This is a genomic window from Oligoflexus sp. (assembly GCF_035638955.1).
Classification (GTDB): domain Bacteria; phylum Bdellovibrionota_B; class Oligoflexia; order Oligoflexales; family Oligoflexaceae; genus Oligoflexus.
This window is the reverse complement of the sequence record NZ_DASQYZ010000048.1, coordinates 47,341-64,553: the sequence shown is the minus strand read 5'-3', so window position 1 is coordinate 64,553 and position 17,213 is coordinate 47,341. Positions and strand designations below refer to the sequence as shown.

13 protein-coding genes are annotated in these 17,213 nt (G+C 51.3%); 6 read left to right on the top strand and 7 right to left on the bottom strand.

What is annotated here, in order from left to right; translation table 11 throughout:
* Positions 1–326: 326 nt before the first annotated feature.
* From VE954_RS04680 to VE954_RS04660, 5 genes are all read right to left on the bottom strand, one after another.
* Positions 327–2,441 carry an ATP-binding protein gene (locus VE954_RS04680; RefSeq protein WP_324950171.1) on the bottom strand — a complete coding sequence of 705 codons (2,115 nt, stop codon included), beginning with the start codon at positions 2,439–2,441 and terminating at the stop codon, positions 327–329.
* A gap of 138 nt (positions 2,442–2,579) precedes the next feature.
* Complete coding sequence (locus VE954_RS04675; protein WP_324950169.1) at positions 2,580–3,965, bottom strand: TIGR01777 family oxidoreductase; 1,386 nt, start codon at positions 3,963–3,965, stop codon at positions 2,580–2,582.
* Between the two features lie 145 nt (positions 3,966–4,110).
* Positions 4,111–4,479 (bottom strand): response regulator, encoded by a 369-nt coding sequence (locus tag VE954_RS04670; protein ID WP_141733665.1) that lies wholly within the window; start codon positions 4,477–4,479, stop codon positions 4,111–4,113.
* A 36-nt stretch (positions 4,480–4,515) separates the two neighbouring features.
* Entirely contained in the window at positions 4,516–6,480 is a 1,965-nt protein-coding gene (locus VE954_RS04665) for a PAS domain-containing protein (RefSeq protein WP_324950165.1), read from the bottom strand.
* A complete protein-coding gene (locus VE954_RS04660) occupies positions 6,477–7,136 on the bottom strand; it encodes a hypothetical protein (RefSeq protein WP_324950163.1) in 660 nt (219 codons plus the stop codon). The genes VE954_RS04665 and VE954_RS04660 overlap by 4 nt, the downstream gene beginning before the upstream one ends.
* A 75-nt stretch (positions 7,137–7,211) precedes the next feature.
* Between VE954_RS04660 and VE954_RS04655 the strand changes: the two genes are divergently transcribed.
* Positions 7,212–7,829 carry a hypothetical protein gene (locus tag VE954_RS04655; protein ID WP_324950162.1) on the top strand — a complete coding sequence of 206 codons (618 nt, stop codon included), beginning with the start codon at positions 7,212–7,214 and terminating at the stop codon, positions 7,827–7,829.
* On the opposite strand, the gene VE954_RS04650 is transcribed toward VE954_RS04655, so the two are convergent.
* Positions 7,826–9,115 carry a PP2C family protein-serine/threonine phosphatase gene (locus VE954_RS04650; protein ID WP_324950160.1) on the bottom strand — a complete coding sequence of 430 codons (1,290 nt, stop codon included), beginning with the start codon at positions 9,113–9,115 and terminating at the stop codon, positions 7,826–7,828. The two genes, VE954_RS04655 and VE954_RS04650, sit on opposite strands and share 4 nt — an antisense overlap.
* 285 nt (positions 9,116–9,400) lie before the next feature.
* Between VE954_RS04650 and VE954_RS04645 the strand changes: the two genes are divergently transcribed.
* From VE954_RS04645 to VE954_RS04625, 5 genes are all read left to right on the top strand, one after another.
* Positions 9,401–10,711 (top strand): hypothetical protein, encoded by a 1,311-nt coding sequence (locus VE954_RS04645; RefSeq protein ID WP_324950158.1) that lies wholly within the window; start codon positions 9,401–9,403, stop codon positions 10,709–10,711.
* Positions 10,712–10,830: 119 nt separating this feature from the next.
* Positions 10,831–11,235 carry a hypothetical protein gene (locus tag VE954_RS04640; protein WP_324950156.1) on the top strand — a complete coding sequence of 135 codons (405 nt, stop codon included), beginning with the start codon at positions 10,831–10,833 and terminating at the stop codon, positions 11,233–11,235.
* A 167-nt stretch (positions 11,236–11,402) separates the two neighbouring features.
* Complete coding sequence (locus VE954_RS04635) at positions 11,403–12,488, top strand: hypothetical protein (RefSeq protein ID WP_324950154.1); 1,086 nt, start codon at positions 11,403–11,405, stop codon at positions 12,486–12,488.
* Between the two features lie 413 nt (positions 12,489–12,901).
* Positions 12,902–13,537 carry a hypothetical protein gene (locus tag VE954_RS04630; RefSeq protein WP_324950152.1) on the top strand — a complete coding sequence of 212 codons (636 nt, stop codon included), beginning with the start codon at positions 12,902–12,904 and terminating at the stop codon, positions 13,535–13,537.
* Entirely contained in the window at positions 13,534–13,812 is a 279-nt protein-coding gene (locus tag VE954_RS04625; RefSeq protein ID WP_324950150.1) for a hypothetical protein, read from the top strand. The genes VE954_RS04630 and VE954_RS04625 overlap by 4 nt, the downstream gene beginning before the upstream one ends.
* On the opposite strand, the gene VE954_RS04620 is transcribed toward VE954_RS04625, so the two are convergent.
* A complete protein-coding gene (locus tag VE954_RS04620) occupies positions 13,801–17,211 on the bottom strand; it encodes a hypothetical protein (RefSeq protein ID WP_324950148.1) in 3,411 nt (1,136 codons plus the stop codon). The two genes, VE954_RS04625 and VE954_RS04620, sit on opposite strands and share 12 nt — an antisense overlap.
* Positions 17,212–17,213: the final 2 nt, after the last annotated feature.

The window sequence follows — 17,213 nt, the reverse complement described above, 5'->3', positions numbered from 1 at the left end:
TTTATGAACTCCACGGCCCCCAAATCTTCGCCGCAATCCAGCTTGGAAGAGTTCACACGATTATTGAGATTTGAGCAAGCCTGAGCAAGGATCAAGCTTGCGAAGCCAACGCTTATTAGAGCTTTATAAAGCATGCTTGCCCCCTTGTTGCGTCACAATAGCAAGGCAAAATATACCGATAGGCTAAGTCTGTCAAGCCCAGAGCCAGCCCGAACTTGACTTGTTTTTCGTCAAGGAGCTAGGTTCTGTCGATGAAGTCGCGTGGACGCCGAGATGAGGACAGCCGGCGTGGGTGGGGGCCTGCAAACGTTGGAGGTAGGGAGTCTTTAGGCAGCTCGGCGCTCCGCTCTGCTGGATTTATGTATAGGGATGCTAAGCAGGAACCGAGTACCAGATCCAACCTTGCTTTGAATCGTTATGTGACCTCCAGCGGATTCGATCGCGTCCTTGACAGCCTTCATGCCTACGCCCCGTCCGGAAATGTCGGTGATTGTCTCAGCCGTTGTCAAGCCCTCGCGGAAGATGAGCTGGAGGATTTCATCAGGATTCATATCGTTGGCTTCGGCTTGAGTGATCAGACCCATAGTGAGGGCTTTGTTCACGACACGTTCGGGGTCAATACCACGCCCATCATCCTCAACAACGATCTGATAGTGTTTAGCATCCGCACTGATATTCAGTGTCAGACGACCTTTTTCTGGTTTATTTTGGCGCTCGAAAGATGGCTCCAGACCGTGATCCACGGCATTACGGAAGAGATGGACAAGGTTTTGGAAAATATTGGCTGCTTCATTCCGTCCCATGCGGATGTCGCCCCCTTGGATCACAAAATCCAGATCAATACCGCGCTGTGAAGCCAACTTCTGCACATAGCCGCTAATGGGTCCCAGCATACTTTCCACGGTATCCTTGCGCATCTCGGCAAGCCATTGATTGAGATGATCCTTCAATTCGCCTTGATTATCGAGACCGGCGATATCCCGCTCGATTTCGTCCAAAAGATGCTCATCAATGGACAGTAAGCGTCGGTTTTCGGCGTCAAATTTGATTTTGAGTAGCGCATAGTGCTGGTTCAGGAAATCACGCATACTTTCTTCGATACCGTTCAAATATTCTGGAACAATTTTGTCCTTATCCTCGGCGGAATGGATAAGGTCAGCCACCTGTCTGATGCCGAAGGCAGCAGAGTTGCCTTTCAGGGTATGCAGGTCACGGCGAAGAACCGTAATGTTCCCTGTTTCAATGGCTGTGTAGCAGTTTTTCAAACGATCGCGCGAGTCCTGAATAAAGTCACGGAATGAGTTCATATTCTGCATGATATTGACAATGGAGCGGTTGATTTGGTTTTCCAGCTCGATACTCTTCAGCAGAGTGACATCGATTAGCGTGAACAGGATTTTGGTAATCTTGCCTTGTGCGTTGCGTATAGTACTGCCTTCGAGCGAAATAGTCCGGTCCCCGATTACAAAATTCCTGGGGATTTGGCCCAGAGACACCGATTCGGGCATTTCGTCGTCGAAAACCTGAACCAGAGCCATCAGGAAATGCTTTTCCGCATCCCCTGTGAGATTGAGTATACGGCTGAGCTTCTTGGCTTGAATCTGGCTCGATCCGAGGAGTGTTTCGCAACTCCGGGTATATCCTTCCAGAACCTCGAATTTGGGACCGATGAGCAGGAAGCCCGTTTTTACGTGATCCAGGATCATTTTGATCGTGGCCGTGCGTTCCACGACCTTCATTTCCAACTGATCATTCATCAAGGTCAGCTTTTGATTCTTGTCTTCCAGCTCAGCGAAAAGCTGGGCCAGGGACTGTCGCGTGGATTCCAGAGAATGCCCCAGAGTGCCGATTTCGTCCTTTTCATTCCAGACGAAGGGAGTTTCCAGGCGTTTTTCGGCAATGGCATGAGCTTCTGATTTCAAACGATCGATACGCGACAAAACGCGATAATGCAGCAGGAACGCCAGAACCACGACGCAGCCAATGATTTCCGCCACGGCAAGGCCAATGAAATCAATCATCCGCGAACGAATTTCAGCAGCAGCCTGGTCCATGCTGAATTCAACAATGACCTTACCCAAAACCTCTTCATCAGCCTGAATAGGAACTTCCTGCGTGACCACTTTGCCCAGACGGCGCGATTCTTCCTTCTCTTCCCAAAAAACTTCGTTCTTGGAATCGAGTATGGTGACGCGAACAATGCGAGGATCATCCATCACGGACTTGGCGAGTGGTGCAGCGCTTTCAGGGGAAAGATCCCACACGGCTTTCTGGACGCCAAGGGCGAGAACCCGTGTGACACGACCATGGGCTTCGTGGACTTCCTGGAGCAGCTTGGTTTGCTGATCGCTCAGAAAGAGCCAAGTGCCTAGTGTCACTGATGACACGATGGTAGCCAGCACACCGCCAATGACCCAGATTCTCAAAGAGAGATTTTTCATATTCATCCATATGTAAAAACTCATGACCATGGGGTCTATCGTATGAATGCCCCTGAGAGTTAAGCCCTTTTTAGGCCTAACTCATAGCAAGCAGCTAACTAGTTATTTTTACTGAAATATAGATTAATACGTCTTAAACTAACTCGGGCGGAGGCCGACCTTATGTGGGAAAATTTGGCCAATAACCTGACGACGATACTGGAAAATCTTCCTGACCTCGTTTCGCACGATGCGCAAACCCGCACTCTCACCCAACCAGCCGAGTGGTACCTGATATTTAACGTCGTCCGTCATCAGAGTGCCGCCTGTGACCGCATGAAAACGATGGGTGTGATGCCACACCGCATAAGGACCTTTTTCCTGGGTATCGATAAAATACCGGCCGGGTTCCCATTCCTTGATCAGGGTTTTCCAGCGAAAAGGCACCCCATGGAGCTTGAGGCGGTATGTGATGGTCGTCCCCACATTGATGGAAGGACTGCTGATCGACTCGATTTTGAAATTCAGGGTCGCGGGTGTAATGCGTTCAAGATTTCTTGGGTCGCAGAAGAAGTTGAATACTTCCGGCAAAGGCTGAGCCAAAAACTGATGGGTTTCCAGCCGATGCAAAGCAGCGGCATCCTCCAGAGCTGCATCCAGGCGTGGAAAACGAAACACAAAGCCTTGCTCCTGAAGCCGCTTGGGAAGAACCTTCTGGCTATTGAGAAGTATTTGGCTCATTTCACCCAACGCCGCCTTGAGGACGACAGCTGGCACGGGGAAAACAGCCGGCCGATGCAGCACTCGGGCCAGGGTTGAGGTGAACTCACGGTTGCTGACGGGATGGGGGCTAACCGCATTGTACGTCCCTTCCCAGCTTTTATTCTTTAACGCGGTTCCTATGATCTCGACCAAATCATCACGGTGTATCCAACTCATGATCTGCTGTCCATCAGCCAGGCGACCACCGACACCTGCAGCAAAGAGGGGGCGCAAGCGTTTCATGGCTCCCCCATTAGGACCAAGCACGACACCAACCCGAAGGACAATATGCCGCTCGGCAGGAGCTTCATGAGCCGCGGCTTCCCATTCCTTGCACACCTCGGCCAGAAAATGCGAACCCGCAGGCGAGTCCTCCGCGAAACCTGAGGCCTGTTCATAAGGCTTTTCATCATAAGGGTAATAGCCGATGGCTGATGCGCTCAGAAAACAGGAAACAGGCTTTTGACGTTGGGCCAAAGCCTTGGCCAGGCGCCGCGTGGCAAGACCTCGCGACTGACGAATGCGTTCCTTGCGTTCCGGAGTCCAGGCGGAATCCGCAACCGACTCCCCCATCAGGTGTACCACGGCATCGAAGGCATCGAGGGCATGCGGGCAATCGTTTTGGGTAGGATCCCAGATCAATGTCTGACAGGGAAGGCTCCAGTCGCCGGGCAGACTTGTCGGGCGACGCAGCAGCAAGGTCAAGTCATGACCATCACAAAGCAGACGTGTGCAAAGCGTACGACCTATAAATCCGGTGGCACCAGTGATCAGTATTTTCACGGGCAGGCTCCTGACGCAAATTCCAATTTTTATAGCGTATGCAGGAGGGAAGAACCAGAAGGAATACGGAAAGGAAGAAATGCCCGAGCTTCACTCGTTCAAGGCTAACGGGCACGTTCGATGGCGGATGGGATCAAATTCTGAATTAACGACTCAGAACTTTTTCTATAGCCGGTAAAACTTTGGATGGAACCAAAGGTTTCACGATCCAAGCCAGAATCCCAGCAGCTTTACCGGCAGCCTTGATGTCCGGTGTCGCTTCTGTTGTCAGCATCAGCATAGGTACTTTTGCCAGTTCAGGGATCTCCCGAACCTTCGAGGCCATCGTCACGCCATCCATCTGAGGCATGTTGAAGTCGGTGATGATCATGTTGATGTCTTTGTTCTCAACAGCCTGACGCAGTCCATCGGCACCATCCACACCTTCTATGACCTTGTGGCCAGCCCCTTCCAATGCTTCACGCAGCTGGATACGGAGGGTTTCCGAGTCATCGACAATCAGAATCTTTGCCATAGTGTATCCCCACAAGAAAGCACGGTTGGTTAAAGGTTATGCAACCTCTGTATCAGATTTTAAACGAAACTGGAGCGCGAGTCCAAGACCCAGCTGAGAAGTTAAACGAATATCCGTAACCTTATAGTCGTCAAAGAATTTTTTCAGTCCATAAAAATCGACAATAGGCCCGCTCTCAATTTTTTCTTTATGGAGCAGGCTTGAGGAAAAGACCTGCTGGAAGACCTGTTCGTCCGTCATTTTTTGCAGGATAACGTCGGAAAAAAGACCTTTTTCCTTCAAAATTTCCCGAAGCTTACCGGCCGACATCCCGCGCCCATCATCCGCGAGGTGAAAAAGAACGCCATGATCATCCGCAACCGCCTTGATGCGTATATGTCCGTACTCAGCTTTACCCAGTTTGCGACGACGGGCTGGAGTTTCGAGACCGCCGCTGATCGACTTCTCGATCAAAACTACGAAGACATCGCGCAGGGGACGAGCCAATTCAGGTGGGACCAGCACGGAATCCCAGTCAAAGGTGATTTTCACCAGCTTACGATCATGGGCGGACTGGACTTTAGCCAGATCGGCGAGGAACGGTTCCATGGTCGACAGGCGTAGGTAATTGATCTTCAAAACATGTTTGCGGAGTTTTAGAAGAACATCACGAGCCGCTTCCAAGGAATCGGGCTGAATGCTTTGGATTGCCTGATCGATGGTAGCTGTGATGTCCTTATACAGAGTCGGGTCGAGTTTATGCTGGAAATCACGGGTGATGTCATCGTCCGTATTGAGCGTATAGAATATGCGGACGAGTTCCACGCATTCGGTACGGATCTGTGAGTATTCCTTGGCCAGTTCGTTGCGATTCTTGAAAAGTTCCTGCCCGGGTTCACCGGCCAGCTTAACTTCCAAAATCTCGACCATCTCCTTCAACGTCAGGAATCCGGCGCTGTCAGCAGCGAACTTCACGCCATCCACCCCGGTCTTGAACGCTTTGAAGTCGTCCGCTTCCAGAGCATGATCCAGCCGCCTTATCAAAGCTTCCAAATCAAGGCAGATGCCTTGCAGAATGCTGTTTTCAGCGTTTTGAATTTCCAGGATGCGGCGCACAGCGGATTCGTTGCGTTTGATCCAGACGTTGCGTTCTTCACGCTCACGGATGAGGTCGGTCCGATTTTCGATGATCAAAAGAATCTTCTGGACGACACCATCCGCAGTCACGGCGTGATAATCGACCTTCAGCCACAGTTCACTGTCACCCACGCGGCGCCGCAACAGGTTGGGGAACTGGGTTTTTACCGATTCGAACCAGTATTCAGACTCACCAATAGCGCGCACAAGCAGCTTACAGGCTTCAATTTCAGAAGCCTTCATGGTCACAAAAGCGGGCTCAAACAGGAGTTCAACGATGCCGACATTGGCAAAGCCGTTGTTGAGGCCCGAATAGCGGCCATGCTGCAGGAGGTATTCGCAGTAGCGGCTATAGTTCGGCTCAACCTGACCGCGCGACCCCACGCTCATGATACCTATAGGGATACTACTATAAATCTGTGACAGTTCGCGTTCGAAGCTACGAATGTCGACCAGATTGCGGCCGTAGAGCACGATCAGAGGAATTTTGTCATAACGCAAAGGCACCAGGGGACGGAGGGCCCAGTGATAAGGCTGGGATTCATCCTTGCCGGTGATGGCCTGGAGTTCAAACTCATGGGGACGCTCAAAACTTTTGGGGTTCTGGGCCACGAGCTGGATCTTGTTAAACAGGATATTCGCGGATTCAACGTCAAAGACTTTGGCGAGGTTCGAACCCAGATAGTATTCAGGTTCCACCTTGAGCAGGCGGCAACCTTCGAGATTGGCTTTCAGAATCGTGCCTTTGACATCAAACACAAAAAGCGCGTCCGGCATTTCATCGACCAGCTGTTCGATGCTGGATTTCGACTGTTCGAGGGTCGAAATGATATTATGCGTGGCGTGCAGGTTTTGAATGGCTTCAATTTTTGCAGAAACGCTCATAGGAACTCCATATCGCTTTCCGTCCCGTTATCGGCGGTGGGATCCTTGAGATCCTGAGCCGCTGCCCAGACGTCCGCGCGTGCTGCCATCGTGCAGATCACGCTACCCGAGGGCCATTTCAGATGCCAGGCATCGATCGAGATGATTTCATTGCTGACATCTCGGTCCATACGCCAGATCTCGTCAAAGCCCCGGGTCACGATAGGAATACTCAAACCAGTGTGGATGCCGACTTCAGCCAGTCGAGCCTTGATCACACCGGCCGTAAGGTTGCAGTACTCTCGCATAAAGTCACCGATCAGGTCAGCATTGATTTTATCGATGTCCTTGTTCAGGGCACGAGCCACCAGCCCTTGAATATCACTGGAGCTGTAGTGGGCCTTGAAAGTGATTTTGCCACCCTCACCCGCCAGCAGAATGAACGCCATCCAATGGGCATGAACCGTTAAACGGTTAGCCGCGTAAGGCAGCTCTTCCGAGATGATGTCCTGGCGATGCGCAACGGTTTTCATCCGTTCCAGAGAAGCAAAGCGTACAAGCTTTTGCAGATTCTCGGAAACGATACCGGAGCCGGGTATTTCCAAGGTACGCGCTGCGGAGTCGATGATACACCTCGCGGCAAAAATCAAAGCAAAATAATGGAATGCTAGGTCCATGATACCGAATACTGCCGAAAACTGTCAAATGTGTTTAAATAGAGGATAAGAACCAGAACAGGGGGGCCTGATCACATGTCGGCGACTGCAGAGCAGAGCAAACAGGGTGGACATTCATTAGCTTATCTGAAAGACGCCCACCAACATCTTTATACCATGATACGCGAACTGTCGCGCAAGCGTTTTGCCGACATCACTGCGCGGCGCGATCTGGTTATTGAAGATCACGATCATCCCGATGATTTTATCTATGGCTCGCATCTGACCGTGATTCAGATCGCGGCCAAGGATTTGCGGATTACTTATAAATCGCATTTCAATCTGAGCGATGTGATGACGTTGACCCAGCGCAAGGGTGCCCCGGAACGTTCGCATGAACAGATACTCAAATCGTCCTATGACCTTTTCAAGGAATACAACAATCTGGTGGCCGGCGGCATCACTCAGCAGCTGCACAGCTGTGGTGTGGTAGCGGGAATCAGTTTGCCCATCGCGACCAGTGGTTTCGATGAATTGATTTCATCCGATGAAGTGCGCGCATCGCGTCTTTACGATTTCTGGCGCATTCGAGGTGAAGGCTTTCATTTCACCTGCAGCGTCTATGCCGAGATCTTTGAAACCGAACTGCTGGATCTGTTCGTTTATGGTGATATTGCTATGGATGATGATGGCGGTGAGATCGAGCTGCTTTAACCAGCCTTGTCTTTTTTATCCATAAACACGTCGACGCTGACTAGAGTCAGGTCATCCGCGAGCGGCTGTTTGCCAAAGAACTGCAAGGCGTTGTCGACGATCGCATCACGGAACGCCACGCCCCCTTTATCCATACTCTTGGCAATCGATTTGCGGAAGCTCGACGAACCATACATTTGGCCCTCTTCGCTCTTGCATTCGATGATGCCATCGGTAAAGAGGATGAAGCGATCCAAATTCTGCAAGGGTAATTCTTTTTCCTGATAAATCGTTTCCGGATCAAAACCGATCGGGTTCCCCTGGATGGCCAAAGCCTCGGGGCCGCGGAAGGGTTTGACGTTTTCCGGCAGGGGCTGATTGTGCATCACCTGGCTCCGATACTGACCTTTCAAGTACAAAGGAAAATTGTGACCCGCGTTGCAGGCTCGAACCACACCAGCCTTGGTGTCGAACAGCATGGCAAAGAAGGTCATGAAGAATTTGCCTTTGAACGTATCGTAAACGATTTTGTTGATCTGATGGAGCAGGTTCGAGGGATGCATATAGTCCTGGGACATGCCGGCACGAGCTGTATTCGCATAGGCCATACAGGTCGCCTGGGTCATGGCCGTCACGAGAGCCGAGGCTGCGCCGTGACCAGTCACATCACCAACGCAAACTAAATCCACACCGTCACCGAAATTAAAGTGTCCCCACCAATCCCCGGAACATTGCTCCGCAGGTCGATAGAACGAACATATTTCAATGCCGGCGGAACGAATTTGATTCGGTGGAAAGAAAGCCGATTGCATGATCTGCGCGGTTTCCAGCTCGGTCTCAAGCTTGGCTTTTTCCGCACGTTCCCGCAGGACTTCGGTGATGTCACGACCCACCAGGAGCAGAATCGTTCCACGGCGGATACTCACAGCCTGAAACGGCCGAACGCTCCAGAGAATTTCCCGGGAGTTGGTCTTTTGCTGGATAGGCAGCTGAAATTCAATCGCAGGACCGCCTAGGCCGCTTTGTTGATAAGGCTCCAGACGGTTTTGAAACTGGGCCCAGTCATCGTCTTTGAATAGTTGTTTCATCTGACAAAGGTGGACGAGGTCGTGATCGATGCCCAGCCAGGTAGCAGCGCGTTGATTGCCCCAAATAATTCGACCATCGGTCGTAATCAGGCAAGTCAGGTCCTGCATGCCGTTGATCAGGGACTCAAGAGAGGACTTGGCCTTCTCCAGATTCACCACAATCTCGTGCGTCGCGATCATGGTCGCGCTCGCCAACTGTTCTCGTGGTGTCATGGACATGGCAACTCCGGGTACGAGAGTCCTACATCGATCTTATCGGCCACATTAAGTAAGTCACAAGCTGCAAAACCTTCCTACATAAGACTTTCCGATGTCCTGAGATGCACTAAGACTGTTTCGTGATGGGGAAAAACAATCCTTTTTGTCGATTTCCCTCAGCAGAATTCGGGAATGATGAAAAGTCCGTAGGAGGTGCCTTTCTCTTGGGCTATATAAGCCCGTTGTGCCACGGAGCACATATGTGAACAGAGGGTTCGAGAATTACTGAAAGACAAGGAGTGTATCGTGAATCCAATCGCCCGTTTGATGATACTTGGCGCCCTGACGCTGTCAGCCCAAGCGTTCTCTCAGGAGTGGTCTCTGACACCTGAAATCTATTCCCGCGGAGGCGTGACGTATAAGTCCGACTTTTCCAAGGAAATGGGCGGTGGTAATCAGTACCAGAATTTTAATCTGGGACCCTATAATAATGAGGGTCTGATCGACTATCCTCTGACTGAAGTCACGCTCCATGCGGGCTACGGCGATAGTTTCAAGTTTCACTACGGCTTTGACGTGAACGGCAATCGTCAGTTTTTGTATAAGGACGACCAGGATCCCAGCAAAAAGACTTATCTTGCCGAACGCGTGGCCTATGGTGAATTCAAAGTTGGAAACGGCTGGAGCATTTGGTACGGCAACCGTCCTTTCCGCAGTCCACCAGAATTCCTATCGCGTTCTTTTTACTTCGATGAAAAAAATATCCTCGGCGGCGGCGTTCGCGTGGAAGGTCTGGGTCCCGTAAACGTGGACATGGCCTATGGCTCCAAAGTCGTCGAGTATACAGCCGGCGCGGACAACGTGCAGGAAATCGACAATATCCTGATCAACAAGATCGAAGTGCCCTTGGACAACGGTATGGTGAAAACCAACCTGGAATGGCACAAGACCGACAAGAACGTTTCGAGCGGGAGCGGCGAGCTGGCCACTTCGGGTTACGTCTTTGGCGTTGCCTATCAGCGTTGGGGTGATCAACTTGCCGGTGGCAACCTTTATAACCAGCTCGTGGTGCATACCTCGAAAGGCTACATTGGGAACGGAGCCATGTCATCGGCCTTCCAACCTGGTGATGATCAAAAATTTGATGAATCCAAAGAGCCATCCAAGGTGCTGATCGGCTGGAACGGCGACTGGAAAGCCAAGGAGTACGGGCTTTACTGGTTGGGTCTTTACCAGGATCACCGTGGCGAGGCTCCGGGCTATTCCAAGGACGATATGTCCTGGCAGTTTGTGGATGGCATGATTCGCCCCGTATACGCTTTGACCCCAAACGTGACCGTGGGCGTGGAGCTGGATCGCCGAGCCGTCTTGAAAGAAGGCAAAGGCCTTCGTGAGAGCGTCTTCAATGGAACCAACGACTGGGCCACCAATGGCGGCGCCACGCGCTGGGGCGGACTCATCAGTTACAACCTGGAAAACAAGACCTTTGATTATCCCACCATCGGCATCTATGCCGGCGAGATCATCAAGGATAAGAACACGACGTTCTTCGCCAGCGAGAGCCCACGCCGTTCGACGCATTTCGTTCGCTTCTATTATGAAGTGAAGATCAACTAAATCTGTCCGGGGGTGCGATACACCCCCTTGATATCACTACCCTATTTTACACTGCAATATTCGTAAGCCGGGTTTGTCCTCCCTATCGAGTCCTGAAATTCGAGAGGAGAGTCCTGACCATGGCCAGCCTTCAATCTTACGCTTACACAACTGTCAGCTATGGAATACCTTATAGCCCCTTCAGCGCTGAAGTGGATCAAGTCCTTCTGCAAGCCAATCATGCTTCCGAAATTCTGCGAACACTGTACTGCCTCTTTAAAGGCAAACAAAAGAAAGTCTCGTTAACTTTCATTTGCCGCAGTGCGGGCATCCCTTCTAAAGGGTATTTGGCCTTGGTTATGAATGGTCAACGCCGCCTGCACGCCAAATATTGGGACTCTATTTTTCGCACCTTTAAATTGAATCATACGCAGCGGGATATCCTGCGGGCGTTTTTGGAGATGGAACAACTGAACTGCGAGCATTCCCAGGCCTTGCAGTACCGCCAGATTCTGGCTCTGCGAGCCAACTTACAAAATGCGTAATGATTCTGTCGGATCCCTCTCGAAATCAGTTCCGGGACCCTTTTGCCGTCAGGTAATTATTCCATTCAACCTGCGGTTATTCCTCTCTTATTAAAAGTCATTCAAGATACCACCAGCTAAAACCGAAAAAGATCCATGGGGAAAGTACACTTAGAGGAGTACTCAGCATGGGGCCAGATTCTTTGCCACCTATGGATGTTCAAAGAAAATCAGTCAGCCTTTGGCTCGTGGTCGCTGGCGTCTTTATCACAGGCGTGGGTGCCGGTGTTTTGATTCCTGCGAGTCTGAAGTTTTTTGGACTGAATGAAAGCAGAGTCGTGACCACCCAGGATAATCCTATAACCATGACGATGCCCAACGGTAAGTTGCGTCGTGTGGATCCGCCCCTTTCCAATCAGCCTGCAGCAGCCGCAGCTGTAGCCGAAGTCAAACCGGTCATCAAGCCCAAGCAGAAGCTTGCGGCCGTGGCTTTGCGTTCCAATAATAAAGACAAGAAAGCTGACAAAGTCATCGCCAAGGTTGAAAAAGAAAAACCTGCGCCGGTGAAGGAAGCAGCTCCTGCTCCCAAAGCGAAGCCTGTGGAAGTTCAATCCATGGCCGCCAAGGCTGCCAAGACCCCAACCCAGGATCTTATTGAAGAGGTTCCTTCGGCTTTGACCGCTGTTCAGGTTGAAAAGCTGATGCAAACCAACCCCACTGTTCTGGCAAGGAACCAAAAGGCCTTGGCCCGTCCAGTCTCGTTGCCGCCAGCTCAAGCTTTGAATGCCAATAGCCAGAGTTTGGCTGCCTTACCCATTCTCAAAAGCGATCCGCGATCTGAAAGCAAAACCTATCCTGTGAGCATTAATAATGCCAGTTTCTCAAAAGCCAATTTGAGCAACTGCGGCAAGCGTTGCGCCCTGCTCGGTATGGATGCCATGGGAAATCCTATCAAAGCCATTATTGACGGGACTGCGTATGCTTCAGCTTTGCTGCAGCATAACGGAACGATCAATATCTCAGGTCAACCACGCATCGTGAAAAACCAGCAGGTGCTGGTGGTTGAAAATATTACCTTCAACCTGGCGCCAACTCAGAAAGCGGTCGCGAAACGCGGTCGCAGTGCGTCGGCGGCCATGCCTGTAGCAGCTGAAGCGAAAGCTTCAGGCTATACTGAGGTTTCGTTTGAAGGTGACGATTTGAAGCCAGGCACCGTGATCAAAAATAGGAAGCAAATTCCTATTGAAGATCAGCAGGAGATTCCTGCTCCCTGATGCCTTCCATTATTTCTATTTATTCGTCGGCCCCGTAAGGGGCTTTTCTATTTGGATTGCTTAAAATTTTGAAAAGCTTGTGGTGTCTTTATTTGATAGCTTTTGGCTGCTTCAAAACAAAGACATGGTTATGGTGAGTTTGTAGGGCCTTGATGCGGCATAATGGCCGGTAAAATCATCTTTTGGATCAGCCTCACTCATGGAACCTCGCTCTTTCCTCACTTTGAGCAATGCTCCGTACTAGCACTGTCCAGTGCTTTGTATTATGTTGCCCCTGGAAGACCAATAAACACAATGCTCTCGGATTCCATAGGCGTGGGGATTTTATGCTGGCAGATCTTAAAGAACTCATTGACGCATGGCTGAAAGACCGGCCTACTCGAAATTTGTCTTTACTTTCTAGGCAGTCAGGCGTGCCTTATCCGACTTTACGTCGGGTCTATCAGCAGGAAAATGTTCCTACGCTGGAAACAGTCCTCGCACTTTTGAACGTGATTGCGGCTAATGAAGCGGCAATGAGCTTTCTGAATAAGCATTTTAGTGATATTGGAGCCTGGGTTGGCAAGATGGTTCACAGCTATGATGTGAGCATCACCAGCGGTGATTTCAATGAAGAGTTACGCGACCGTATCAGCTTTGCCATTATCACGCTGGCCAGTTCCGGTGGCACCACCATGGATATCGTGGGCCGGAAATTTGGCGAATACGGTCTGGTCAAACTGAAGCGACTTCTGGAAATCGAAGCCGTCTATGAACAGGACGGAATCCTTCGCTGCCGTTACGAAAATTTTTCTGTTCTCGATCCGCGCTTGATTCTGGAACAGATCAAACATACTGTCGATCTCTTTGACATGACCCAGCTCGGTGATCCCGCTGTCTGCGCGCAGCTGCACACGGATGGGCTAGATTCTCAAGGTGTTTCGGAATTGCATAAGCGTATCATGGAATTTGAAGAGGATCTTCGCCAGATCTTCAACCGTCACCGAGGGCCGCAAGTGGTGATGCTGAGCTATATTTCAAGCTTCCTTCAGAAAGGCACAACCCTATGAACAGAACACTTGTGACAATAGGCTGGCTGATGTTCGCATCGGCATCGTTTGGCAGCGACGGGCAACATACGGGCGTTGGTGGCAATCCTTTTGTACCGCCACCCAACCCGCAAGGCGTCGTTGTGCAGCCATGGAAAGTTCAGATGATCGTGACTCCAGGACTTCTCATTGTGCAGCCTGAATTCAATCTTCAGGACGCTTCCCTACCCAAGGAAGCATCTCGCAAAGAAGACCAGGATCAGGACAACAAGGCAGGTGAGCCCTTAGCGCAGTGATTGCGCAAGAGCTTCACGGTAACCTTGAAGGCCGGCGTAAATCGCCGGCTTTTCTTTTTCCAGAAACTGAACGCTTTCTTGAGTCAGAATGCTCTGACTGCGATCTGCAAAATTTTTCTGACGCCCAGGATCCTGCCTCAAGCGGAAAGCCAGGGCGATCAGCTGCACTTCAGTCCATTTTGCACGCACCTCAGCCGCAGGATTACGCTCTTCGGCAAATTCCTTCTGAGCATTCTCGAGGGTTTTATCCAGAGTCGCCACCATGGTGGCACTCGGTTCCAGCTTCTGATCGCGGATCAGGATCATCAGATTTTTTAGACTCACAAATACCGTGTGAGCCAGATGCCCAAAGCTGGTTCCATGCTCCTGAGTCAGGCGCAAAGATTGCTCCAGTGTGCCCATCGCCTCCTTCTTCTGCCCGGCTTCCAACTGCCAACGCGCCAGATCCTGGGTTTCCTTGATCTGCTGCGCACTCAGCGTTTCTTCCTGAAAATGCAGAGTCTTGGCTTGCTCCATGATGCCCGGAAACATGGCCAGTCGCTCCTGAATAGCAGACATTTTTTTGGTTATGGTAAGTTGGAGTCGGGCGAGCAAACCCAAAGCCACGAATTGGACTTTGATCGGTTGATAGACAAGACTCACGCCCTCGGTGCGGGTGGGTTTTTCCTGTTTGGCCAGGGTCACGGCCTTCTGCAATGATTGTTCGGCCTCTGCGGTGCGCTTGAGCTTGCCTTGGACATACCCCTGGCTCAACCACAGGCTGGCCTTGGCCTTGTCGCCGAGCCCTGCCATCAACCTGGTGTAATGATCGGCAGCCAATTCATAATTTTGGGCATTCCAGGCATAAAAAGCCGCTTTTTCGTGGAACGGCAGGAGGTTTTTCGGCTGGGTTTTCAAAGCCTCTTCGATGGCCTGTGAGGCTTCAGCAAAACGATAACTCTTATACATGGCCTTGGCCTGAAGCCAAAGGACAGCCTGTTTCATTTCCACCGCTGGGTAATTCATTTCGTTGCGTCGCAGATAAAATTCCGCAGCCAGTGAGTAGTTCCGAATCGAACTGTGCAAAAGCCCCAGGTTTTGATAGGCCGAGCTCTTGATGCGATCGTTATTCCAGCCCGCATCGATGGCAAAAAGATAAGCGCGATGAGCCTTGTCCGACAGGTCGCGATCAAAGGTGAAATCCTTTTCGGTCATAAGCATCAGGCGGTGGTAGAGGTAGCCCTGGAAGAGGTACCGGGTGCCGACCCCAACATGATCATCGCGCATCCGATCCAGCTGCTCCGCCGCATCTTCCAGGTCGCCCTTATCCGCTTTTTCGGGTTGGAGCAGGATTTTGCGCATCAGCTCGACGAACATGCGGCTTTCGGCTCGGATCAATCCGTCCTGCTGCATGCTTTTATAGGCAGTTTCCAATTCACCCCAATTGCCAAAATGCAGCAGAGCATATTGGTAATGAGATTCCAGATCATCACTGGTCCGGATACTATCCATAAACGCGCCGTTGGCCAGCGGCTTTTCCTGGGGATTGTCACTGTGATAAAAGCGATAGGCCAGATCCAGACTATTCTGCCGTAAGGCTTCGATAGCAAAGGGATATTCCTTGGTATCTTTTTTCACATAGGTCAGCCACAGACTCATGATCGTCGACAGCTCACGACTCTTTTTAGCTTGATAAAGAACGATCATGCCGCGATTGAACAGAAGACGCATCCCGTAATAGTCGTCTTTCAGACGCTTGATCCGCTCGACAATCGCCCGCATCTCCTGGCGCGTGGCATCCCTATTGGCAGCTGCCACCACACGATAGAGCTGCTTTTCATGCTCCAGCAAATCGGCAATCAGAATATCTTGACCAACCTTGGCTTTGAGCCCATCCACCGCGGCGGTGGGATCCGTGCCCGGCTTGAGCTGTTCAAACCAACGGGACAGATAATAAAGTCGGGTTTCCTCGGACAGATCGCGATTGAGCAGTCTTTTTTCAAGAGTCAGACGATACTGATCGCTGTTCTTTTCCGCACTCAGATTGATCAGCAGCGTCAGCCAGTAAAGAGTCAGACCGTCGTCGGATTCAATTTTTTCAGCCCGAGCCCGCGCCTCGCGCTGCCGATTCGCAAACAGATCCATATACCCGAGCGCCACCTTTTGCAGGGGCGAGGCGGGCAAAGATTCAAGCTGCCCGCGTTGGCGGTCCAGCTTCTGGGCAAAGGCGCCTAGATTTTCCTTCCGCGGCAGGGCCACCCAGTTCGCGTAGGTATCCAGTAAAATTTTATGGACCTTATAGTCATCCGCAGCCTGACTCAGGCTTTCTGCATAGAAAGCCGCGGGCAGCCATTCCCCCCAGAGGATGAAGTTGCTGAGGGTCCGTTCCATGAGTTCCCGTTCCGAAATAGCCTGAAAACGCGCCTGCAGATGATTGAGCAGCAGGATACGATCCGAATAGGAACGGGCGGCCCGATGAGCTTCCCACAGGTCATCCTTGGTCCATTCCGTGGGCACGATGCCGGTCAGGGAAGTACGATAAACATCCAAGGCTCCTTCAAAGGCGCAGGTCATGTAAAGCACGCGGGCCGTGGGAAAGGGATAGGAGCAGTTTTGATTGAGCGAGGTCAGCTGCTCGGGATCCTTCTTGCTCCCATCAGCGGCTATACGAAAAATGGCGGCAGCGTCGCGGCCGTCGATTCTCAGATCCCGGTTGCTATCGAGCATATATTGGGCGAAGTAGAGGGATTGACCATCGACTGAAAACTGGGCCGGCCCGGTGGATCCTGCCAGTTTCAAATTGAGCGTGCGAATGGGTTGACGGCTTTTAATGTCGAAAAGGACGAGCTCATTGCCTTTGCCCTTATAAACCAGGGTACGACCGTCTTTGGCGAGACTGGGATTATAGAGAGTACCTTCGATCACCAGATCCGTTTTCTTGCTTTTAACGGTCAGGAAGATCAGTTTGGACTGGGTGCCGGCATCATTGCTGCGGACAAAGGCGAGCGTTTCATTATCCACCCAGAAAGGTGAATGCTCGGCCGCGCCTGGACCTGTTACGCAGAGGATTTCATCACCATCCAAAAGACAGATGTCGCCTTTCGCGTCACGACGGTAGTACGTGAAGGCCAGCTCCTTGCCGTTGGGACTCAGAGCTGGATTCTTGGCGTCGGTATCCGCTGTGGTCATGGCACGGATCTGACCCGTCTTCATATCATAGCGCATGATCTGGGAAGACAGGTTCTGACTGCGCGTGAAATAAATCACGGACTCATCATCAGAAACCGCCGACTGAAAATTATCGTAAGGTCCCACTGTTATTTTTTCGAGCTGGGCTAATTTTTGGGGCTTGTCTGCGGCCAAAGCCGGCAGAGACAGGCTCATCATCCAGGCCAGAAACATCCCTTGTCGCGTCCGCATGG